Below are 22,233 nucleotides of genomic sequence, written 5' to 3' on the forward strand. Positions count from 1 at the left end.
CATTAGGTTTGTGTTGATTTCAAGCCGGCACTTCTTCAGCGAGACGCCCATGTCCCCAACCCCACCCACCGGCCAACTCGCCTATGTACTCCATAGCCGCGCCTACCGCGAAAGTAGCGCGCTGGTGGATTTCCTCACGCCGCAAGGTCGGCTGCGGGCGGTGTTGCGCAGTGCGCGGGGCAAGGCCGGGACACTGGCGAGGCCGTTCGTGCCGCTGGAAGTCGAGTTCCGTGGGCGTGGCGAGCTGAAGAATGTCGGGCGCATGGAAAGCGCTGGCGTTTCAACCTGGCTCAGCGGTGAGGCGTTGTTCAGTGGCCTCTATCTCAATGAGCTACTGATTCGTCTGTTGCCGTCCGAAGACCCGCATCCCGGTGTATTCGATCACTACGCCGCGACCTTGCTTGCTCTGGCAGAAGGCCGTCCGCTGGAGCCGTTGCTGCGCTCGTTCGAATGGCGACTGCTGGATGATCTCGGCTACGGCTTTGCGCTGAACACTGACATCCACGGCGAGCCCATCGTCCTGGACGGTCTCTATCGCCTGCAAGTGGACGCTGGCCTGGAACGGGTCTACCTGCTGCAACCCGGTCTGTTCAACGGCGCCGAACTGCTGGCCATGGCCGAGGCCGACTGGACCGCGCCCGGTGCATTGTCCGCAGCCAAACGTTTGATGCGCCAAGCGCTGGCCGTGCATCTGGGCGGTCGTCCGCTGGTCAGTCGTGAGCTATTTCGCAAGCCGTAGTCTCCCCGTATGCTGTGCGCCGAATCTTTAAATTCAGGAGCGCTTCCGTGACCACCAGCAATCGCATTCTTCTTGGCGTGAACATCGACCACGTTGCCACCCTGCGTCAGGCCCGGGGCACGCGCTATCCGGATCCGGTCAAGGCAGCACTGGATGCGGAAGAGGCGGGCGCGGACGGCATCACCGTGCACCTGCGTGAAGACCGTCGGCACATCCAGGAGCGCGACGTGTTGCTGCTCAAGGACGTGCTGCAAACCCGCATGAACTTCGAGATGGGCGTGACCGAAGAGATGATGGCGTTCGCCGAACGCATCCGTCCGGCGCACATTTGCCTGGTGCCGGAAACCCGTCAGGAGCTGACGACCGAAGGGGGTCTGGACGTGGCGGGGCAGGAAGCACGGATTAAAGCGGCGGTGGACCGTCTGGCGAAGATCGGCTGTGAAGTGTCGCTGTTCATCGATGCTGACGAACGGCAGATTGCGGCCTCGCGTCGTGTCGGTGCACCGGCAATCGAACTGCATACGGGGCGTTACGCGGATGCCGAGACACCGACCGAAGTGGCCGAAGAACTCAAACGCGTAGGCGACGGTGTGGCGTTTGGTCTGGCCCAAGGGTTGATCGTCAATGCCGGCCATGGCCTGCATTATCACAACGTTGAAGCCGTGGCTGCGATCAAAGGCATCAACGAACTGAACATCGGCCACGCGCTGGTGGCTCATGCGTTGTTTGTCGGCTTCAAGTCGGCGGTTTCGGAGATGAAGGCTTTGATTCTGGCCGCTGCGTTGAAAGGCTAGATCGGCCGCGATGGCGTCTTTGAAGGCAGCGAAGATTTAGAGCGGAGGGGTTTCCTGATTCGGCTTGGTCTTGTCGACCCCCGGCACGTGCAGGTTCCCCTCAGCGATCTGATCGCCTTCAAGTTGTGGCTGCGTGACCCAGGTCAGGATGTCGTAGTAGCGACGGATGTTCGCCACGAAATGCACCGGCTCACCGCCTCGGGCGTAGCCGTAGCGGGTTTTGCTGTACCACTTCTTCTCTGACAGGCGCGGCAGGATCTTCTTCACGTCCAGCCACTTGTCCGGATTCAGCCCTTCCTTGGCCGCCAGTTTACGTGCGTCATCCAGGTGGCCACTGCCAACGTTGTAGGCCGCCAGTGCAAACCATGTGCGATCCGGCTCCTGAATCGAGTCATCCAGCTGCTCTTTCATGTAGGCCAGGTACTTGGCGCCGCCCATGATGCTTTGCTTGGGATCGAGGCGGTTGGACACGCCCATGGCCTGCGCGGTGTTCTGGGTCAGCATCATCAGGCCGCGCACGCCAGTCTTGGACGTGACCGCTGCTTGCCATAACGATTCCTGATAGCCAACCGCCGCCAACAGGCGCCAATCGACTTTTTCTTTCTTCGCGTAGTTCTTGAAGTGCTGTTCGTACTTTGGCAGCCGTTGCTGCAGGTGCTGGGCGAACGTTGTAGCACCCACGTAACCGAGAACGTCAACGTGCCCGTAATAGCGGTCTTTCAGGCGCTGCAGGGTGCCGTTTTTCTTCACTTTGTCGAGGTAAGAGTTGATCTCGTTGAGCAGGCTGTTGTCGTCGCCGGCCGCCACTGCCCAGCTCTGGTTGCTGGCATCACCGAGGTCGAAGGCGACCCGTATGTTGGTGAAGTACACCTGGTTCATCGCGACTTCGTTGGAGTCGACCAGCGTCAGGTCGATCTGACCTTCGTCCACCATCCGCAGCAGATCGACGACTTCAACCGCGTCGGACTCTTCGTATTCAATGCCGGGATATTTCTTTTTCAGTGCCGCCAACTGCTCGGCGTGGGTGCTGCCCTTGAGCACCATGATCTTCTTGCCGACCAGATCGCCCGCATCGGTCGGCCGCGATTGGCCGTTGCGGTAGATGATCTGTGGGGTGACTTCCAGGTACGAGTGGGAAAACCGCACCTGCTTTTTGCGTTCCTCGCTGCTGACCAGACCGGCAGCAGCGATCACCGGGCCGTTAGGCTTGCCCACCTGATTGAACAGGTCGTCTAGGTTGTCGGCAGTTTCGATTTTGAGTTCGACCCCCAGATCGTCGGCGAAGCGCTTCACCAGCTCGTATTCGAAGCCGGTCTCACCGTTGCGATCCTGAAAGTAGGTGGCGGGGCTGTTACGGGTAACCACCCGCAGCACGCCATCCTCCTTTACGCGCTCCAGCGTGTTGGGTTTATCAACACAGCCACTGAGCACCAGGAAGAGTCCGGTTGCGATCAGCCATTTGGCGTACCGCGGACGCAAAGCCGTTGGGGAAAACATCTGCGCAGTATACGCAAAGGACCACGAGCGCCATATCTCGACAGCAAAGGGCTTGTCTGCTAGAGAGCGAAAAAACCACCGCAAGCCCGCAGGAATAGGCTTGTACGGCAATTTTCAACATAAAAAATAACGTCTTTTGCCCGTCCCGATAAGCGTCGGATACGGGGCCGCAGACCCGGCCCGACGTTCGGGTGCAGCCACACGTGCCGTTTCGGGTGATGTCGCGGGCTGTTTAGGCTAGAATGCACGGCCTCAAAGCACACCCCTTCCCGAGGCTGTCCCGAAGATGTTGATCCTGCGCGGCGCTCCTGCCCTTTCTGCCTTTCGCCACAGCAAACTCCTTGAGCAACTTCGCCGATGCGTCCCGGCTGTCAGCGGCTTGTATGCTGAATTCGCTCACTTCGCCGAAGTTACCGGCGTCCTGACCGGCGACGAACAGCAGGTGCTCGCGCGCCTTCTGAAGTACGGCCCAAGTGTTCCGGTACAAGAGCCAACCGGTCGTCTGTTCCTGGTGTTGCCGCGTTTCGGCACCATCTCGCCGTGGTCCAGTAAAGCGAGCGACATCGCCCGCAACTGTGGCCTGAGCAAGATCCAGCGCCTGGAACGCGGCATCGCGTTCTACGTCGCCGGCCAGTTCAGCGACGCCGAAGCGCAGCTTATCGCTGATGGGCTGCACGACCGCATGACCCAGATCGTCCTCGGCAACCTTGAACAAGCCGCCGGCCTGTTCAGCCACGCCGAACCGAAACCGCTGACTGCCATCGACGTACTGGGTGGCGGCCGCGCCGCGCTGGAAAAAGCCAACACCGAGCTGGGCCTGGCCCTGGCCGAAGACGAGATCGACTACCTGGTCGCTGCCTTCGTTGGCTTGAAGCGCAACCCGCACGACATCGAACTGATGATGTTCGCCCAGGCGAACTCCGAGCACTGCCGTCACAAGATCTTCAACGCCAGTTGGGACATCGACGGTCAGAGCCAGGAAAAAAGCCTGTTCGGCATGATCAAGAACACCTACGTGATGCACAGCGAAGGCGTTCTGTCGGCTTATAAGGACAACGCTTCGGTCATCGTCGGCAACGTCGCCGGCCGTTTCTTCCCGGACCCTGAAACCCGCCAGTACGGCGCGGTGCAAGAGCCGGTGCACATCTTGATGAAAGTCGAAACACACAACCACCCGACCGCGATTGCCCCGTTCCCGGGCGCGTCCACCGGCAGTGGCGGCGAGATTCGCGACGAAGGCGCTACCGGTCGCGGTGCCAAGCCAAAGGCTGGCCTCACCGGTTTCACCGTATCGAACCTGCAGATTCCTGGCTTCGAACAGCCGTGGGAAGTGCCGTACGGCAAGCCTGAGCGCATCGTTACCGCGCTGGACATCATGATCGAAGGCCCTCTGGGCGGCGCCGCGTTCAACAACGAATTCGGCCGTCCGGCCCTGACCGGTTATTTCCGTACCTTCGAACAGTCGATCACCACCCCGCGTGGCAACGAGGTTCGCGGTTATCACAAGCCGATCATGCTGGCCGGCGGTATGGGTAACATCCGTGCCGAACACGTACAAAAAGGCGAGATCACCGTCGGCTCCAAGCTGATCGTGCTCGGCGGCCCGGCGATGTTGATCGGTCTGGGCGGCGGCGCGGCTTCTTCCATGGCCACCGGCACCAGCTCGGCAGACCTGGACTTCGCTTCCGTACAGCGGGAAAACCCGGAAATGGAACGTCGCTGCCAGGAAGTCATCGACCGTTGCTGGCAGTTGGGTGAACACAACCCGATCAGCTTCATCCACGACGTCGGCGCGGGCGGTCTGTCCAACGCCTTCCCGGAACTGGTCAACGACGGCAACCGTGGCGGTCGCTTCGAACTGCGCAACATTCCAAACGACGAGCCGGGCATGGCCCCGCACGAAATCTGGAGTAACGAGTCCCAGGAACGCTACGTTCTGGCGGTCGGCCCGGCTGACTTCGAACGCTTCCAGGCGATTTGCGAGCGCGAGCGTTGCCCGTTTGCCGTCGTCGGCGAAGCCACTGCCGAGCCGCAACTGACGGTCACCGACAGCCACTTCGGCAACAGCCCGGTGGACATGCCGCTGGAAGTGCTGCTGGGCAAAGCCCCGCGCATGCACCGTTCGGCCGTACGTGAAAACGAACTGGGCGACGATTTCGATCCGTCCACCCTGGCCATCGCCGATTGCGTGGAGCGCGTCCTGCACCACCCGGCCGTTGCCAGCAAAAGCTTCCTGATCACCATCGGCGACCGCACCATCACCGGCCTCGTGGCCCGTGATCAGATGGTCGGCCCGTGGCAGGTTCCGGTAGCCGACGTTGCCGTCACCGCCACCAGCTTCGACGTTTACACCGGTGAAGCCATGGCCATGGGCGAGCGTACCCCGCTGGCACTGCTGGACGCTCCGGCGTCGGGCCGCATGGCCATCGGCGAAACCCTGACCAACATCGCTGCGTCGCGTATCAACAAGATCTCCGACATCAAACTGTCGGCCAACTGGATGTCCGCTGCCGGTCACCCGGGTGAAGACGCGCGTCTGTACGACACCGTGAAAGCGGTCGGCATGGAACTGTGCCCTGATCTGGGCATCACCATTCCGGTGGGCAAGGACTCCATGTCCATGGCCACGCGCTGGAACGACGAAGGCGTCGACAAGACCGTGACCTCGCCGATGTCCCTGATCGTGACCGGTTTCGCGCCTGTGGCTGACATCCGTCAGACCCTGACGCCGGAACTGCGCATGGACAAGGGCACCACCGACCTGATCCTGATCGATCTGGGCCGTGGCCAGAACCGCATGGGCGCCTCGATCCTGGCCCAGGTTCACGGCAAGCTTGGCTCGCAAGCGCCGGACGTCGATGATGCCGAAGACCTCAAAGCCTTCTTCGCCGTGATCCAGGGCCTCAACGCCGATGGTCACCTGCTGGCTTACCACGACCGTTCCGACGGTGGTCTGCTGACCAGCGTTGTGGAAATGGCCTTCGCCGGCCACTGCGGCCTGAGCCTGAACCTCGACGGTCTGGCAGAAACGTCTACCGACATCGCCGCGATCCTGTTCAACGAAGAGCTGGGTGCCGTGATCCAGGTTCGCCAGGACGCTACTCCAGACATCCTTGCGCAGTTCAGCGCTGCCGGTCTGGGCGAGTGTGTGTCGGTGATCGGTCAGCCGATGAACAACGGCCAGATCAACATCACCTTCAACGGCGAAACCGTGTTCGAAGGTCAGCGTCGTCTGCTGCAACGTCAGTGGGCTGAAACCAGCTACCAGATCCAGCGCCTGCGTGATAACGCCGACTGCGCCGAACAAGAGTTTGACGTGCTGCTGGAAGAAGACAACCCGGGCCTGAGCGTCAAGCTGAGCTACGACGTCAACCAGGACGTCGCCGCGCCTTACATCAAGAAAGGCATCCGCCCACAAGTTGCCGTACTGCGTGAGCAGGGCGTCAACGGTCAGGTGGAAATGGCGGCTGCGTTCGACCGCGCCGGTTTCAACGCGATCGACGTGCACATGAGCGACATTCTGGCCGGCCGTGTCGACCTGAACGAGTTCAAAGGCTTGGTGGCCTGCGGTGGTTTCTCCTACGGCGACGTACTGGGTGCCGGCGAAGGCTGGGCCAAGTCCGCGCTGTTCAACAGCCGCGCTCGCGATGCGTTCCAGGGCTTCTTCGAACGTAACGACAGCTTCACCCTCGGCGTGTGCAACGGTTGCCAGATGATGTCCAACCTGCACGAGCTGATCCCGGGCAGCGAGTTCTGGCCGCACTTTGTGCGTAACCGTTCCGAACAGTTCGAAGCCCGTGTGGCGATGGTTCAGGTTCAGGAGTCGAACTCGATCTTCCTGCAAGGCATGGCTGGTTCGCGCATGCCGATCGCCATCGCTCACGGTGAAGGTCATGCCGAGTTCGCGAGCGAAGAAGCGTTGCTGGAAGCTGATCTGTCGGGTTGCGTGGCGATGCGTTTCGTCGACAACCACGGCAAGGTCACCGAAAACTACCCGGCCAACCCGAACGGCTCGCCGCGCGGGATCACCGGTTTGACCAGCCGTGACGGTCGCGTGACGATCATGATGCCTCACCCGGAGCGTGTGTTCCGCGCGGTGCAGAACTCGTGGCGTTCGGAAGACTGGAACGAAGACGCACCTTGGATGCGTATGTTCCGTAATGCGCGCGTCTGGGTTAACTAAGCGCTGTGTACAAGCTCAGCTTTTTTGTTCCTGACAGTCATGTCGAGCTGGTCAAAAGCGCCGTATTCGCTGCCGGTGGCGGGTGGATCGGTGCTTATGATCACTGCGCGTGGCAGGTGTTGGGCTTGGGCCAGTTTCGTCCACTGGATGGCAGTCAGCCGTTTATTGGCGAGGCGGGGCAGGTCGAGCAGGTTGAGGAATGGAAGGTTGAGCTGGTGGTCAGTAACGAGTTGATTCGTTCTGTGGTGATGGCTCTGAAGCAGAGTCATCCCTACGAGACGCCGGCTTATGAGGTGTGGCGGTTGGAGGATTTCTGATCTGCCTGCCGCTGAAATGAGAAACCCGCTGATGAAGATCAGCGGGTTTTTTATGGCCTGACAATTAGCAGAGTTGCTGAAGGCCTCATCGCGAGCAGGCTCGCTCCCACAATGGTTTGGTGTACACAGTTCCAATGTGGGAGCGAACCTGCTCGCGAAGGCGGCCTGTCAGGCACCCACAATTTAAACCTTGGCACTCACCTCACTGCGATTCACCAATGCCTCCAGTGCATCACTCAAACTCGATGCCTTGTCGCCAATCAGCAGGTGCCAGACCCCCCCTTCCAACTGGCTCACACCCTGGCACCCCAGCGCTTTCAAATCACATTCCGACAACGCCTTGCCATCCGCCAGTTGCAGGCGAATCCGGGTCATGGCCACGCAATCCATTTGCAGCACATTCTCGCCTCCGCCCAACGCATTCAGCCAATGCTGAGCTTCTGGTATCGCGACGACGACAGGTTTTGGTGCATCGACTGCAGCGGGAGGGGAGGAGATCACCGCGCGGCCCAGTGCGGGCATCGCCAGGCGAATCTCATCGGCAATGCTGTCGGCCATCGGCCCGACCACCACTTGCAGACTCCCGCCCTTGCCCGGCCGCACCACCGCCATTGCACCCAATGCTTTCAGCTCTGCATCGGACGCCTTGTTGCGATCCACCATGTCCAGCCGCAGCCGCGTGGTGCACGCACCCACGGTGATCAGATTCTGCGCACCGCCCAGCGCCTTGATGTAAGCCCCGGCGCGCTCATTCTCGGCGACCACCACTTTGTCACCCGTCGCAACATCTTCCCGCCCCGGCGTCTTCAGGTTGAAGCGGCGAATGCAGAAATCAAACACCACGTAGTAGATCACCGCATAGGCCAGCCCCACCGGAATCACCAGCCAGCCGTTGGTGGATTTGCCCCAGCCGAGGATCATGTCGATGAAGCCGCCGGAGAAGGTGAAACCCAAGTGAATGTTCAGCAGATCGGTGACCGCCATGGACAGGCCAGTCAGCAGTGCGTGCAGCAGAAACAACATCGGTGCGAGGAACATGAACGCAAACTCGATCGGCTCGGTCACGCCGGTCAAAAACGAGGTCAGCGCCATGGACAGGAAAATCCCGCCCATGATTTTGCGGCGTTCCGGTAAGGCATTGCGGTACATCGCCAGGCACGCGGCGGGCAGGCCGAAGAGCATCACCGGGAACATGCCGGTCATGAACTGGCCGCCTTTCGGGTCGCCGGCGAAGTAGCGCGACAAGTCGCCGGTCACGATGGCGCCGGTCGTCGGATCGGTGAAGCTGCCGAAGATGAACCACGCCATGTTGTTGAGGATATGGTGCAGGCCGGTGACGATCAGCAGGCGGTTAAGTACGCCAAAAATGAAGGCGCCGATGCTGCCGCTATCCAGCATCAACACGCCGAAGCTGTTGATGCCGTGCTGGATCGGTGGCCAGATCAAGCCAAACACCACGCCCAGTCCGACGGCGGTAAACCCGGTGGCAATCGGCACGAAACGCCGGCCACCAAAGAACGCCAGGTACTCCGGCAACTTGATGTCCTTGAAGCGGTTGTACAGCGCGCCGGCCATCAAGCCGCTGATGATCCCGGCGAGCATACCCATGTTGATGCTCGCATCGAGCACCTTCAGCGTGGAGACCATCACCAGATAACCAATCGCCCCTGCCAGCCCGGCGGTACCGTTGTTGTCCTTGGCGAAACCCACCGCGATACCGATGGCGAAGATCATCGCCAGGTTGGCGAAAATCACTTGCCCGGCGTCGTGGATGATCGCGATGTTAAGCAAATCGGTGTCGCCCAGGCGCAGCAGTAATCCTGCAATCGGCAGGATCGCGATCGGTAGCATCAGTGCGCGGCCGAGGCGTTGCAGGCCTTCAATGAAGTATTGGTACATGGCGGTTCTCCCTGGATTCTTGTTGTTTTGTTCAGCTCAGAGGCCATTGCTGGTGACAGGCGTGACGCACAGCCGCGGCGCTGCTCAACTTGAGCAGGTCGTGGCTGATGCGGCGGCATTCGGCGGCGTCGAGGTGACGGACGCGGTCTTTGATTTCACCGATCTGCACCGGGCTGACCGACAACTCGCTGACCCCCAGGCCGATCAGTACCGGTGTGGCCAACGGGTCTGAAGCGAGCGCGCCGCAGACGCCAACCCATCGGTTATGCGCAGCGGCACCGGCGCAGGTCTGGGCGATCAGCCGCAGCAGGGCCGGGTGCATCGCGTCGACACGCGAGGCGAGCCCGGCGTGATCGCGGTCCATGGCCAGGGTGTATTGGGACAAGTCGTTGGTGCCAATGGACAGAAAATCCGCATGCTCCGCAAGCTGCTCGGCCAGCAACGCGGCGGCCGGGACTTCGATCATCACGCCCAGTTCGGGGCGTTGGGTCAGCTCAAGTTCGGTGCACAAGGCGTCGAGACGCTGACGGATGTGCAGCAGCTCATCGACTTCGGTGATCATCGGCAAGAGGATCCGGCAACGCGACAGCGGGCAGACATGCAGCAGCGCGCGTAGTTGCTGATCGAGCAATTCCGGCCGCACCTGGGCCAAGCGAATGCCGCGCAAACCGAGTACCGGATTCGCCTCGGCGGGCAGCGGTAAATAGTCGAGTTGCTTGTCGCCACCGACGTCGATGGTGCGGATGATCACCGACTTGTCGCCCATGGCATCGAGCACGGCCTGATAGGCGAGGCGCTGTTCCTGTTCGTCCGGCGCGGTGAGGCGGTCGACGAACAGAAACTCGGTGCGCAACAGACCGACACCATCCGCGCCATTGGCCAACGCGTCAGCGGCTTCGGCGCTGGAGGCGACATTGGCCGCGACTTCGATGTGCAAGCCGTCGAGCGTTAGCGCCGGGGTATGCGCTTGGGCCTGTTGCTGCGCACGGCGTTGTTGATGATCGAGTTGCGCCTGACGCACCTCGGCCAGGCGCTCGGCATTCGGCGCCAGTTCGAGGCGACCGCCGTCGGCATCCATCACCACCGAGTGGCCTTGTTGCTGATCCAGCAATGTCGAGCCCAAGGCAACCAGGCACGGCAAGCCTTTGCCGCGCGCCAGAATCGCCACGTGGGACGTCGCGCCACCCTCGGCCATGCACACCCCGGCGACGCCTTGCTGACTCAGTTGCAGCAAGTCGGACGGAGTCAGTTCATCGGCCGCGACGATGGCACCGGCCGGCACGTCGTAGTGCCAGGATTCACCGAGCAGCGCGCGCAATACTCGTTGCTTGAGATCGCGCAAGTCGTTGGCGCGTTCGGCCAGTAACGGGCTGCCAAGTTGCTGGAGGACCTCGCACTGCACGTCGATGGATTGGCTCCAGGCGTGAGTCGCCGCCATGCCTTGATCGATGGATTGATTGGCCGCGTCCAGCAGCGCCGGGTCTTCAAGTAGTGCGAGGTGCGCAGCGAAGATCGCTTCTTCGTCAGTGTTTTTGTGTTTCCTGGCTTGGGCCAGTGTCTGGTCGATTTCGCTGCGCACCACGGTCAGCGCGGCATCGAGGGCATGCAGTTGCTGCTCGGGATCATGATCGCCGGCATCCACCGGCAGGCTGATCGCGTTCAGGCGAAACAGGGGGCCCTCGACCAGACCGGGCGCCGCGCAGACACCATGCAGCACGCCAGCTTCGGCCGCACGACCGCGCTGGGCAATCGGTGCGGGCGCGGCGGCATGGCGGTCATCGGCCAGTGTTGTGGATAACGCGATCAACAACGCTTGCAGCGCTGCTTCGGCGTCTGGGCCCTGGCAGCTGACTTGAACCTCGTCCTGCTCGCCGATGGCCAAACCCATCAACCCGATCAGGCTGTTACAGGTCGCCGATTTTCCGGCGAAATGCAGTTGCGATTTGCACTTGAAACCCTGAGCCGTCTGACGAATCAGCGCTGCCGGCCGGGCATGCAAACCACCCCGATGGGCAATGCGGATGTGGCCGTAGATTTCTTCGCCTGACAGGTCTGCTTCAGCCTGCGCGCCGGGCGCATGCCGACGAATGATGTGCAGCAATGGCTCGCCGACCTTCACCGATTTCAGCGTGATCGGTCGCGCCTGGAAGTCCTGGCTGTTGGTCAGGATCATCAGGCTGACCAGGCTTTTGCATTGCTGCGCGACTTTGTCCAGGTCATAGCGCAACAGCGGCTGACCGTTGGCGACACGTGCACCTTCCTTGACCAGCATCGAGAAGCCTTCGCCCTGCAACTCGACCGTGTCGAGGCCCAGGTGCAGGAGCAATTCGGCACCGTTATCAGCGCGCAACGTGACGGCGTGGCCGGTGCGGGCGACGTGTACCACCACGCCGGCGCAGGGGGCGTGGAGGGTGTCGTTCAGCGGGTCGATGGCGATCCCGTCGCCCATCGCGCCGCTGGCGAACACCGCGTCCGGGACTTTGGCGAGCGTGAGCACCGGGCCGCTGAGCGGGGCGCTGAGGGTCAGCTCTTTATTGTTGTTGTGCATGGCTCGGTCTCATCAGGGAAAAATGTACGGGGCAGACTCAGTGCGTGCGTGTGACTTTGCTGAGGTGCCGCGGCTGGTCCGGGTCCATGCCACGGGCAACCGCCAAACCAGCGGCCATGACGTAGAAACTCTGGATCGCCAAAATCGGGTCGAGGGCCGGATGCTCAGCGCGGATCAGGGTGAGGTCGCGTTCGCTTACGTCATCGGGAGCTGCCAGTAATACGCGGGCACCGCGTTGGCGCATGTCGGCGGCGAGGCTCAGCAAACCGGCCTGCTCGGCACCGCGCGGGGCGAATATCAGCAGTGGATAATTTTCGTCGATCAACGCCATCGGGCCGTGACGGACTTCGGCGCTGCTGAAGGCTTCGGCCTGGATCGCCGAGGTTTCCTTGAATTTCAGCGCGGCTTCCTGAGCGATAGCAAAACCGGCGCCACGACCGATCACCATCAAACGCTGGCAATCGCGCAGGGCATCGATGGCCAGGCTCCAGTCCTGTTGCGCTGCATCGCGCAAACCTTCCGGCAACGCGTTGCCTGCTTCGAGCAACTCCACGTCATCGTTCCAGTGCGCGATCAGGCGGGCGCTGGCGCTGAGGGTGGCGATAAAACTCTTGGTCGCGGCGACGCTGCTTTCCGTACCGGCCAACAGCGGCAGGCTGAATTCACACGCTGCTTCCAACGGCGAACTCTCAGCGTTGACCATCGAAATGCTTAAGGCGCCACGCTTGCGCAACAGACGCAGGCTGTTCACCAGATCCGGGCTTTGCCCCGATTGCGAGAAGGCAAACGCGACCTGACCGCTGACCTTCAACGGCGCTTGCTGCATGGTCACCACCGACATCGGCAACGACGCCACCGGGACGCCCAGTTGCTGCATGGTCAGGTACGCGAAGTAACTCGCCGCGTGATCGGAACTGCCGCGAGCCACGGTCATCGCCACTTGCGGCGGCTGACGGCGCAGGCGTCCGGCGATCTCGATCATCTGCGGGTCGAGTTGCTGCAATTGCGCTTGCACGGCCTCGAATGAGGACAGCGCCTCTTCAAGCATTTTTGAAGTCAATGTCTTCTCCTTCGACCATGACGGCGGTCAGTGTGAGTGAGCGATCGAGCCGCACGCAGTCGGCCCAGGCGCCGGGTTGCAGGCGCCCGCGTTCGGTGATGCCGAGGTAGTCGGCGGGGAATTGCGAAAGACGTTGCGAGGCTTCGGCGATCGGTAAGCCGATCTTCACCAGATTGCGCAGCGCCTGATCCATGGTCAGGGTGCTGCCGGCCAGGGTGCCGTCGGGCAGGCGCACACCGCCCAGGCATTTGGTCACGGTGTGGCTGCCGAGCTTGTACTCACCGTCGGGCATACCCGCTGCGGCGGTCGAATCGGTGACGCAATACAGACACGGAATCGAGCGCAGGGCGACGCGGATGGCGCCGGGGTGCACGTGCAGCAAATCCGGAATCAGTTCGGCGTATTTGGCGTGAGCCAGCGCCGCGCCGACGATGCCCGGTTCGCGATGATGCAGCGGGCTCATGGCGTTGTAGAGGTGGGTGAAACTGCTGGCGCCGGCCGCCAGCGCAGCCACGCCTTCCTCGTAACTGCCGAGGGTGTGGCCGATTTGCATGCGCACGCCGCGAGCGCTGAGGGCGCGGATCAAGGCATCGTGGCCGGCGATTTCCGGGGCGATGGTGATCACCCGGATCGGTGCCAGCGCCAAATATTCTTCGACTTCGGCCATCAACGCGGTGTGGGCGAAATTCGGCTGGGCGCCGAGTTTTCCGGGGTTGATGTACGGGCCTTCCAGGTGCACGCCGAGTACACGGGCGCTGCCTTTCGGGCGCTGCTCGCAGAACTCGCCAACGGCTTTGAGCACGCTGGAGATTTCTTCGCTCGGTGCGGTCATGGTGGTGGCCAGCAACGAGGTGGTGCCGAAACGCACATGGGTTTTGGTGATGGTTTCGAAGGCGGTGGCGCCTTCCATGATGTCTTTGCCGCCGCCACCGTGAACATGCAGGTCGATGAACCCCGGTAGCAGGTAAGACAAGTCGTTGTCGGCCGGATCGCAGGGTTGGCCTTCGATGGACACGACCTTGCCGTGTTCATGAATCAGCCGGCCACGTACCCAGCCGTTGGCGGTGAGGATGTTGTCTTCGGACATGATCGGTTCTCGCCTGCTTGTTTTCGCGACGAAGCTCTTTATCGACGGAGCTCTGCGACAAAGTCGTAGTAGTCGTTGCGGCAATAGGTGTCGGTGACTTCGATGGGCGTGTTGTCTTCCAGATAGCCGACCCGGGTCATCAGCAGCATGGCGGTGCCGGGGGCGATGCCCACCAGGGCTGCGAATTCGTCCGAGGCATTGATCGCCTGGATGTGTTGCAAGGCGCGGACAATCGGTTTTCCGATGCCATCGAGGTATTCGTAGAGAGAGTCGCCCACGGCTTGCGGCTTGGGAATGATTGAGGCAGGCAGGGTGCTCATCTCGATTGCCATCACCGTGTCGTCGGCCTTGCGCAGACGTTTGAGCCGCGCGACCTTATCGTTGGGCGAGAGGCCGAGGCGGATCAGTTCTTCGTGGGTCGGCGGGGTGATTTCCCGTTCCAGCCATTGGGAGCCGGGGACGAAGCCTTTCAGACGGAGCATTTCGCTGAAACCGGAAAGGCGTGACAGCGGTTGTTCCAGGCGTGGGGTGATGAACGTGCCGGAACCTTGATTGCGGCGGATCAGGCCTTGCTCGAACAGGACTTCCAACGCCTTGCGCGCGGTAACGCGGGAGATGCCTAGCATTTCACTGAGGCTGCGCTCCGATGGCATGGCCTGTTCGGCTTTCCATTGGCCGGCATGGATCGCCGCTTCCAGATTGCGCGCCAGTTGCAGGTACAACGGCGTGGGCTGGGTGTCGTCAGGGCGTAGAGCCTGGAGGTCATTCATGTAGGTTTGGTCCGATGCGGATGTAGGATTGTTGTCGCACGGTTGTGAGGTGAAAACTAATACCACTTAAATACCATGTCAATGCCACCACTTTGCTGTAGGCGCGGGAAAGGCTGCCCGGTTGGGTGGGCTAAGAATGGGTAGGTTTGAAGTGGTATTAGAGGTGGGGATTTTGAAAGCAAAGATCGCAGCGTTTGACAGCCTCTACCGGGGGAATTGGTATCTGCCCGGTAGACGCTGGCGCAGGCTGCGATCTCTTGAGTTTATTTTTCTTTCCCGACGAAATGGTGCTGATCGTTCCCACGCTCTGCGTGGGAATGATCTTGCGCCGGGGTTACGGGCGGATTTCGATCATCGTGCCATCCGGCACCAGGCCCCAGACTTCGCGCATGTCCATGTTGCGCATGGCGATGCAGCCGTCAGTCCAGTCCAGGGTGTGGAACAGATCTTCGGGGTTGTCTTCGGTGTCCGGGGTGCCGTGGATCATGATCATGCCGCCGGGCTCGACGCCTTCGCGCCGCGATCGGGCGGAGTCGCTGATATTCGGGTAGGAGATGTGCATCGACAGGTTGAAGCGGTCGCTGGTCTTGCGCCAGTCAATCCAATAGAAACCTTCAGGTGTGCGTTTGTCGCCTTCCATGAGTTTGGGGCCGACAGGTCTTTTTCCCAATGAGATGCGATAGGTCTTGAGCGGCTTGCCGTCATTGATCAATTGCAATTGATGGGCGGATTTCAGAATCAGGACTTTTTCGATGACTTTGCCGTCCAGTGTTTCCGCAACACTAGCCTGGGAGACAGCGACGCACGACAAGCAAAACAGGGCAAGCAACCAGCGCATTGAAACGGTACCCCTAAGAGGTGTCGCAGCTATTTATGTAGTTGTAGTTATAGGTGATTTTGGAATCAGGAGCTTTAGGTGATGGCAGGCTGAGCGAGCGGCGGGATCGATTCGGATCGCACGGGGTAGACCTCGGTCCGCCGGTCAGCGAAGAAGCATTCTAAGGTACGGCCCACTGTGCGGAAAGCCAGGTCGGACCAAGGGATGTCGGCTTCTTCGAAAAGCTGCACCTCCAGGCTCTCGGGGCCGGCGGCGAAATCCAGGTCCACCAGTTCGGCGCGGAAGAACACATGCACCTGGCTGATGTGCGGCACGTCGATCAACGTATAGATGCTCAGGTTGCGCACCCGCGCGCAGGCTTCCTCAAAAGTCTCGCGAATGGCTGCCTGCTCGATGGTTTCACCGTTTTCCATGAAACCGGCGGGCAGGGTCCAGTAACCGAGCCGTGGCTCGATGGCACGCCGGCACAGCAACACCTTCGACCCCCAGACCGGCACACACCCGGCGACGATGTTGGGGTTCTGGTAATGAATCGTATGACAGCTGTCACAGACATAACGCAGGCGCGAATCGCCTTCGGGAATGCGCTGGGTGACCGGGTTGCCGCACTGACTGCAAAATTTCATGCTTGGGTTCCTGAATGCTGCGCCTATCTTGGCGTGCGGCGGTGTCTGTCGGCAAGTTGTCGTTTAGCGACATGCAGCGGTTATGGGGTTGGGCGGCCCGTTCGATTGGTGCATGATGCAAGGTAGCCAACAGGTCGAGAGCACTCATGCTGGACGAGCTACTTCATCGGGTAAGCAACCACACGCCGCAAACGCTGGAAACCGATAAACGTTTCCCTGAGGCCGCGGTACTGGTTCCCATTACTCGCAGTGATGAACCGGAACTGGTTCTGACCCTGCGCGCCAGCGGGCTCTCGACCCATGGCGGCGAAGTCGCCTTCCCCGGCGGGCGACGCGACCCCGAAGACCCGGACCTGATTTTCACCGCCCTGCGCGAAGCCGAAGAAGAAATCGGCCTGCCGCCGGGGCTGGTTGAAGTGATCGGCCCGCTGAGCCCACTGATCTCCCTGCACGGCATCAAGGTCACGCCTTATGTCGGCGTGATTCCGGATTTTGTTGAATACATGGCCAACGATGCCGAGATCGCCGCCGTATTCAGCGTACCTTTGGAGTTTTTCCGCAAGGATCCGCGGGAACACACTCACCGCATCGATTACCAGGGGCGCAGTTGGTATGTGCCGAGTTATCGTTACGGCGAATACAAGATCTGGGGCCTGACGGCGATCATGATTGTCGAGTTGATCAACCTGCTCTATGACGCCGACATCAGCCTGCACCACCCACCCAAAAGCTTTATCAATATTTGAAGCCATCGTTCGTATGGCGTGAATCCGCGGCTGCCTGAGCCTTGAGGACAACACGATGAAATACCGCTTGGGCGACGCCCGCGTTGAAACCCACCCGCAGAGCTGGATTGCACCGAATGCCGTGCTGGTGGGCAAGGTCAAACTGGAAGAGGGCGCCAACGTCTGGTTCAACGCCGTGTTGCGTGGCGACAACGAATTGATCCTGATCGGCAAGAACAGCAACGTCCAGGACGGCACGGTGATGCACACCGACATGGGCTACCCGCTGACCATCGGTACCGGCGTGACCATCGGCCACAACGCCATGCTTCATGGCTGCACCGTCGGCGATTACAGCCTGATCGGTATCAATGCGGTGATTCTCAACGGCGCGAAAATCGGCAAGAACTGCATCATCGGCGCCAATTCACTGATCGGTGAGGGCAAGGAAATTCCGGACGGTTCGCTGGTCATGGGTTCGCCCGGCAAGGTTGTGCGCGAGCTGACCGAGCCGCAGAAGAAGATGCTCGAAGCCAGCGCCGCCCACTATGTGCATAACTCACAGCGTTATGCCCGCGATCTGGCCGAGCAGGAAGAATGAGCACCGACGAACGACCGGTTCGTTCTCCCTGCGTGAGTATTTGCGCGCTGGATGAAGATGATATTTGCACCGGATGTCAGCGTACGGTGGATGAAATTACCCGTTGGAGCCGGATGGATAACGAAGAGCGGCGCAAGGTGTTGGGGTTGTGTCATGAGCGAGCCAAATCCAGCGGGATTCTGTGGATGATCGGGGCTAAGCCGGATAATTGAAGCGCGGCCTTCGCGAGCAAGCCCGCTCCCACATTGGATTGATGTTGCTCCCGCATTTAGTGATCAACACTGAACCAATGTGGGAGCGGGCTTGCTCGCGAAGAGGCCATTATGGATTACCACCATCACTGTTGGCCCAACCCCATCCCTGAAGTACCCTGTGCGCCAAATTGACAGGTCTCCCCACGCCCCATGCTCTTCCTGATCGCTTACATCGGCAGTGTCGTGCTGATCAACTACGCCTTTTCCACCGCGCCGCACCTGGACATCATCTGGTCGGCCTGGGGTGGTTTGGTGTTCGTTTTGCGCGACATGGTGCAAACCCGTTTCGGTCACGGCGCAATCGCGGCGATGCTGGCGGCGCTAGTGCTGTCTTATGCCACGTCCGATCCGTCCATCGCCCTGGCCAGTGCCACGGCGTTCGCGGTGTCCGAGTGCATTGACTGGCTGGTGTTCAGCATTACCAAACGGCCGTTGCACGACCGCCTGTGGATAAGTTCGGCGCTGAGCATTCCCCTCGACACCTTCATCTTCTTTGGCATGATCGATGCGCTGACCCCCGGCGTGGTCATCACCGCGCTGGCATCGAAGTTCGCCGGTGTAACGGCCGTATGGCTGATCATGGCCTGGCGCTTGCGCAAGCAGGCCGTCGTCAGCTGAAGCCAAACCCGCCGGTTCATGTAAAATGCCGCGCTTTCTCCCCATGGGAAGCGCGCTTCCCTCGATGATCCGCTCCTTTGAGGACCTGAGATGACCCGTATCGGAACTCCATTGTCGCCAACCGCGACCCGCGTATTGCTGTGTGGCTGTGGTGAGTTGGGCAAGGAAGTGGTGATCGAGCTGCAACGTCTGGGCGTTGAAGTGATTGCCGTGGATCGCTACGCCAACGCGCCGGCCATGCAAGTGGCGCATCGCAGCCACGTGATCAACATGCTCGACGGCGCTGCCCTGCGTGCGGTGATCGAAGCCGAGAAGCCGCATTTCATCGTGCCGGAAATCGAAGCCATCGCCACCGCAACCCTGGTCGAGCTGGAAGCCGCAGGCTTCACGGTGATCCCGACCGCCCGCGCCGCGCAACTGACCATGAACCGTGAAGGCATCCGTCGCCTGGCCGCCGAAGAGCTGGACCTGCCGACCTCGCCGTACCACTTCGCTGACACCTTCGAGGATTACAGCAAGGCGATCGAAGACCTCGGCTTCCCTTGCGTGGTCAAACCGGTGATGAGTTCGTCGGGCAAAGGCCAGAGCCTGTTGCGCAGTGTCGATGACGTGAAAACGGCCTGGGATTACGCGCAGGAAGGTGGCCGTGCCGGCAAAGGTCGGGTGATCATCGAAGGCTTCATCGACTTCGACTACGAAATCACCCTGTTGACCGTGCGTCATGTCGGCGGCACGACGTTCTGCGCGCCAGTCGGCCACCGTCAGGAGAAGGGCGACTATCAGGAATCCTGGCAGCCGCAAGCCATGAGCCCGATTGCCCTGGCCGAATCCGAGCGCGTTGCCAAAGCCGTGACCGAAGCCCTGGGTGGCCGTGGTCTGTTTGGCGTCGAGCTGTTCATCAAAGGTGATCAGGTCTGGTTCAGCGAAGTTTCGCCACGCCCGCATGACACCGGCCTGGTCACTCTGATTTCCCAGGACCTGTCGCAATTCGCACTGCACGCACGGGCGATCCTGGGTCTGCCGATTCCGTTGATTCGTCAGTTCGGGCCTTCGGCGTCAGCGGTGATTCTGGTGGAAGGGCAGTCGACTCAGACCGCTTTTGCGAACTTGGGCGCTGCGTTGAGCGAGCCGGATACCGCGTTGCGTCTGTTTGGCAAACCTGAAGTCAATGGTCAGCGCCGGATGGGTGTGGCACTGGCTCGCGACGAGTCGATCGAGGCCGCACGCGCCAAGGCGACCCGTGCGTCGCAAGCGGTGGTTGTCGAGCTGTAAAAGTACCCTGGACGGGCCCGCAATCCTGTGGGAGCGGGCTCGCCCGCGATAGCGGTGGTTCAGTCGACATCAATGTTTGATGTACTGACGCCATCGCGGGCAAGCCCGCTCCCACAGGTTTCTCGCCTGGTTTTAGTGCGCGCCCGACTCTACAGGGCGGCCTATAATTTGTGCGTGCTTCCCTTCATCAAATGCATCAGGCCTGTAGTCATGAACTCCCAAAGCATCATTGTCCCGAAAATCTCCACATTGCCGGTGCACGAGCCCCGGGCCCGGGCAGTCGTGCGGTGGCTGGTGCGCAAGAACATCATCAAGGAAGAACTGACCACCTGCGGGCGCACCGGCAATCGCATGGCCCATGCCATCGGCGACGGTGCGCGCGCCGTGGTCCTGTACCCGGAAGCCCTGCCGTTCGGCGAGCCAGTCAATGGCCTGGAAATCGTCACCAAGCGCTGCATCTATACACCGGCCAAGGGCTTTCTCGAAGAAGCCGGCTGCGCGCAGTGCCGCAAGGAAGTCGGCGAAGCGCTGTTCGAAAGCCTGGAAGACTGGATGCCGGGGCGCACCGATAACTTCACCTGCCCTGAATGCGGGCATGAAGATGACATCAACGGGTTTCTTTTCCTGCAGGAATGCGGCTTTTCCAACCTGGGATTCATCTTCAATAACTGGGCCGAGGCCGGGTTCAAGCAGAGCTTTATCGACGAATTTGCCGATTGGCTCGATCAGCCCGTCAGTTGGGTAAAAGTCGAGTTGTAAGCGGCGACAATCCCCGTATATCAGTAATGCCAATAATAGGCAGAGTTTTACATTGAACCCGAGGGGGTGTCTGACTATAATGGCGCGCTTCCATTTTCCCGCTCGGGAGCCCCCGCGATGCTGCGTATCAGCCAAGAAGCTCTGACATTCGACGACATTCTCCTAGTGCCTGGTTATTCCGAGGTGCTTCCTAACGAAGTCAGTCTCAAGACCCGCCTAACCCGTGGCATCGAGCTGAATATTCCTCTGGTTTCTGCCGCCATGGACACCGTTACTGAAGCCCGTTTGGCAATCGCCATGGCTCAGGAAGGTGGCATCGGCATCATCCACAAGAACATGACCATCGAGCAGCAAGCTGCCGAAGTTCGCAAGGTCAAGCGTTACGAAGCCGGCGTGGTCAAGGACCCGATCACCATCGAGGCTGACGCCACGGTTCGTGAACTGTTCGAACTGACCCGCATGCACAACATCTCCGGCGTTCCGGTTTTGCACGATGGCGACCTGGTCGGCATCGTCACTTCCCGTGACGTGCGTTTCGAAAACCGTCTGGACGCCACTGTCCGTGAAGTGATGACGCCTAAAGAGCGTCTGGTCACGGTCAAGGAAGGCGCAGACAAGAACGATGTCCGCGAACTGCTGCACAAGCACCGCATCGAGCGCGTGCTGATCGTCGACGACAAGTTTGCGCTCAAAGGCATGATGACCGTCAACGACATCGAAAAAGCCAAGGCTTATCCGCTGGCCAGCAAGGACGATCAAGGTCGTCTGCGTGTTGGTGCGGCAGTCGGTACCGGTAAAGACACTGGCGAGCGTGTGACTGCACTGGTCAATGCCGGTGTTGACGTGGTGGTGGTCGACACCGCTCACGGTCACTCCAAAGGCGTGATCGACCGCGTTCGCTGGGTCAAGGACAACTTCCCGCAAGTGCAGGTCATCGGCGGCAACATTGCCACCGGCGCTGCGGCAAAAGCCCTGGTTGAAGCTGGCGCCGACGCCGTCAAGGTCGGTATCGGCCCTGGCTCGATCTGCACCACCCGAATCGTCGCCGGTGTCGGCGTCCCGCAAATCAGTGCCATCGCCAACGTAGCCGCTGCCCTCGAAGGCACCGGCGTGCCGTTGATCGCCGACGGCGGCATCCGTTTCTCCGGTGACCTGTCCAAGGCCATCGTCGCCGGTGCTTCCTGCGTGATGATGGGCTCGATGTTCGCCGGTACTGAAGAAGCGCCGGGCGAGATCGAACTGTTCCAGGGTCGTTCGTACAAGGCTTATCGCGGCATGGGTTCGCTGGGCGCCATGTCCCAGGCTCAAGGTTCCTCCGACCGTTACTTCCAGGACTCCTCGGCAGGCGCCGAGAAACTGGTTCCGGAAGGTATCGAAGGGCGAGTTCCTTACAAGGGCTCCCTGAGCGCCATCATCCATCAACTGATGGGCGGCCTGCGTTCTTCGATGGGCTACACCGGCAGTGCCGACATCGAAGAAATGCGCACCAAGCCTGAGTTCGTGCGGATCACCGGTGCGGGCATGGCCGAGTCCCACGTCCACGACGTACAAATCACCAAAGAAGCGCCAAACTACCGCGTAGGTTGAGGCTTCAAGCAAAAAGTTAAGTAACCGGGGCTGTTTTATTCAGCCCCGAGTTGTTTCTG

At 60.7% G+C, this 22,233-nt stretch carries 19 protein-coding genes; 11 read left to right on the top strand and 8 right to left on the bottom strand.

The genetic code is table 11. The features are described from left to right. Nucleotides 1–49 precede the first annotated feature (49 nt). Nucleotides 50–739: a DNA repair protein RecO gene (gene recO / locus FQ185_RS16305; RefSeq protein WP_149418294.1), complete on the top strand. Its 690-nt coding sequence runs from the start codon at nt 50–52 to the stop codon at nt 737–739. A gap of 47 nt (nt 740–786) precedes the next feature. Next, nucleotides 787–1,533 (top strand): pyridoxine 5'-phosphate synthase, encoded by a 747-nt coding sequence (gene pdxJ, locus FQ185_RS16310; protein WP_149418295.1) that lies wholly within the window; start codon nt 787–789, stop codon nt 1,531–1,533. 36 nt (nt 1,534–1,569) lie between these two features. Here pdxJ and mltF read toward each other — a convergent pair whose 3' ends face one another. Next, entirely contained in the window at nt 1,570–3,030 is a 1,461-nt protein-coding gene (gene mltF / locus FQ185_RS16315) for a membrane-bound lytic murein transglycosylase MltF (RefSeq protein ID WP_149418296.1), read from the bottom strand. 286 nt (nt 3,031–3,316) lie between these two features. Between mltF and purL the strand changes: the two genes are divergently transcribed. Both purL and FQ185_RS16325 read left to right on the top strand, forming a co-directional pair. Continuing rightward, entirely contained in the window at nt 3,317–7,213 is a 3,897-nt protein-coding gene (purL, locus tag FQ185_RS16320) for a phosphoribosylformylglycinamidine synthase (RefSeq protein ID WP_149418297.1), read from the top strand. Between the two features lie 5 nt (nt 7,214–7,218). Continuing rightward, nucleotides 7,219–7,530: a YqfO family protein gene (locus tag FQ185_RS16325; RefSeq protein WP_149418298.1), complete on the top strand. Its 312-nt coding sequence runs from the start codon at nt 7,219–7,221 to the stop codon at nt 7,528–7,530. A 183-nt stretch (nt 7,531–7,713) separates the two neighbouring features. On the opposite strand, the gene nagE is transcribed toward FQ185_RS16325, so the two are convergent. From nagE to FQ185_RS16360, 7 genes are all read right to left on the bottom strand, one after another. Further along, nucleotides 7,714–9,429 (bottom strand): N-acetylglucosamine-specific PTS transporter subunit IIBC, encoded by a 1,716-nt coding sequence (gene nagE / locus FQ185_RS16330; protein WP_149418299.1) that lies wholly within the window; start codon nt 9,427–9,429, stop codon nt 7,714–7,716. 31 nt (nt 9,430–9,460) lie between these two features. After that, complete coding sequence (ptsP, locus tag FQ185_RS16335) at nt 9,461–11,977, bottom strand: phosphoenolpyruvate--protein phosphotransferase (protein ID WP_149418300.1); 2,517 nt, start codon at nt 11,975–11,977, stop codon at nt 9,461–9,463. A gap of 37 nt (nt 11,978–12,014) precedes the next feature. Next, nucleotides 12,015–13,037 carry an SIS domain-containing protein gene (locus tag FQ185_RS16340; protein WP_149418301.1) on the bottom strand — a complete coding sequence of 341 codons (1,023 nt, stop codon included), beginning with the start codon at nt 13,035–13,037 and terminating at the stop codon, nt 12,015–12,017. After that, complete coding sequence (nagA, locus tag FQ185_RS16345) at nt 13,018–14,124, bottom strand: N-acetylglucosamine-6-phosphate deacetylase (protein WP_149418302.1); 1,107 nt, start codon at nt 14,122–14,124, stop codon at nt 13,018–13,020. Before nagA ends, FQ185_RS16340 begins: the two co-directional genes overlap by 20 nt. A gap of 38 nt (nt 14,125–14,162) precedes the next feature. Beyond that, nucleotides 14,163–14,894 (bottom strand): GntR family transcriptional regulator, encoded by a 732-nt coding sequence (locus tag FQ185_RS16350; RefSeq protein WP_123433628.1) that lies wholly within the window; start codon nt 14,892–14,894, stop codon nt 14,163–14,165. 334 nt (nt 14,895–15,228) lie between these two features. Further along, nucleotides 15,229–15,732, bottom strand: a complete 504-nt coding sequence (locus FQ185_RS16355; protein ID WP_149418303.1) for a murein L,D-transpeptidase family protein — start codon at nt 15,730–15,732, stop codon at nt 15,229–15,231. A 74-nt stretch (nt 15,733–15,806) separates the two neighbouring features. Then, nucleotides 15,807–16,358, bottom strand: a complete 552-nt coding sequence (locus FQ185_RS16360; protein WP_149418304.1) for an NUDIX hydrolase — start codon at nt 16,356–16,358, stop codon at nt 15,807–15,809. Nucleotides 16,359–16,504: 146 nt separating this feature from the next. Between FQ185_RS16360 and FQ185_RS16365 the strand changes: the two genes are divergently transcribed. From FQ185_RS16365 to guaB, 7 genes are all read left to right on the top strand, one after another. Beyond that, nucleotides 16,505–17,104 (top strand): CoA pyrophosphatase, encoded by a 600-nt coding sequence (locus FQ185_RS16365; RefSeq protein WP_149418305.1) that lies wholly within the window; start codon nt 16,505–16,507, stop codon nt 17,102–17,104. A 55-nt stretch (nt 17,105–17,159) separates the two neighbouring features. After that, entirely contained in the window at nt 17,160–17,684 is a 525-nt protein-coding gene (locus FQ185_RS16370; RefSeq protein ID WP_149418306.1) for a gamma carbonic anhydrase family protein, read from the top strand. Further along, complete coding sequence (locus FQ185_RS16375; protein ID WP_149418307.1) at nt 17,681–17,896, top strand: DUF1289 domain-containing protein; 216 nt, start codon at nt 17,681–17,683, stop codon at nt 17,894–17,896. Before FQ185_RS16370 ends, FQ185_RS16375 begins: the two co-directional genes overlap by 4 nt. 192 nt (nt 17,897–18,088) lie before the next feature. Continuing rightward, nucleotides 18,089–18,556: a VUT family protein gene (locus FQ185_RS16380; protein WP_149418308.1), complete on the top strand. Its 468-nt coding sequence runs from the start codon at nt 18,089–18,091 to the stop codon at nt 18,554–18,556. A 90-nt stretch (nt 18,557–18,646) separates the two neighbouring features. Then, nucleotides 18,647–19,828: a formate-dependent phosphoribosylglycinamide formyltransferase gene (purT, locus tag FQ185_RS16385; protein WP_149418309.1), complete on the top strand. Its 1,182-nt coding sequence runs from the start codon at nt 18,647–18,649 to the stop codon at nt 19,826–19,828. A 210-nt stretch (nt 19,829–20,038) separates the two neighbouring features. After that, a complete protein-coding gene (locus FQ185_RS16390) occupies nt 20,039–20,587 on the top strand; it encodes a sugar ABC transporter ATPase (RefSeq protein WP_149418310.1) in 549 nt (182 codons plus the stop codon). A 117-nt stretch (nt 20,588–20,704) separates the two neighbouring features. Continuing rightward, nucleotides 20,705–22,174 (top strand): IMP dehydrogenase, encoded by a 1,470-nt coding sequence (gene guaB, locus FQ185_RS16395; RefSeq protein ID WP_149418311.1) that lies wholly within the window; start codon nt 20,705–20,707, stop codon nt 22,172–22,174. Nucleotides 22,175–22,233 lie beyond the last annotated feature (59 nt).

The organism is Pseudomonas sp. ANT_H12B (genome assembly GCF_008369325.1).
Classification (GTDB): domain Bacteria; phylum Pseudomonadota; class Gammaproteobacteria; order Pseudomonadales; family Pseudomonadaceae; genus Aquipseudomonas.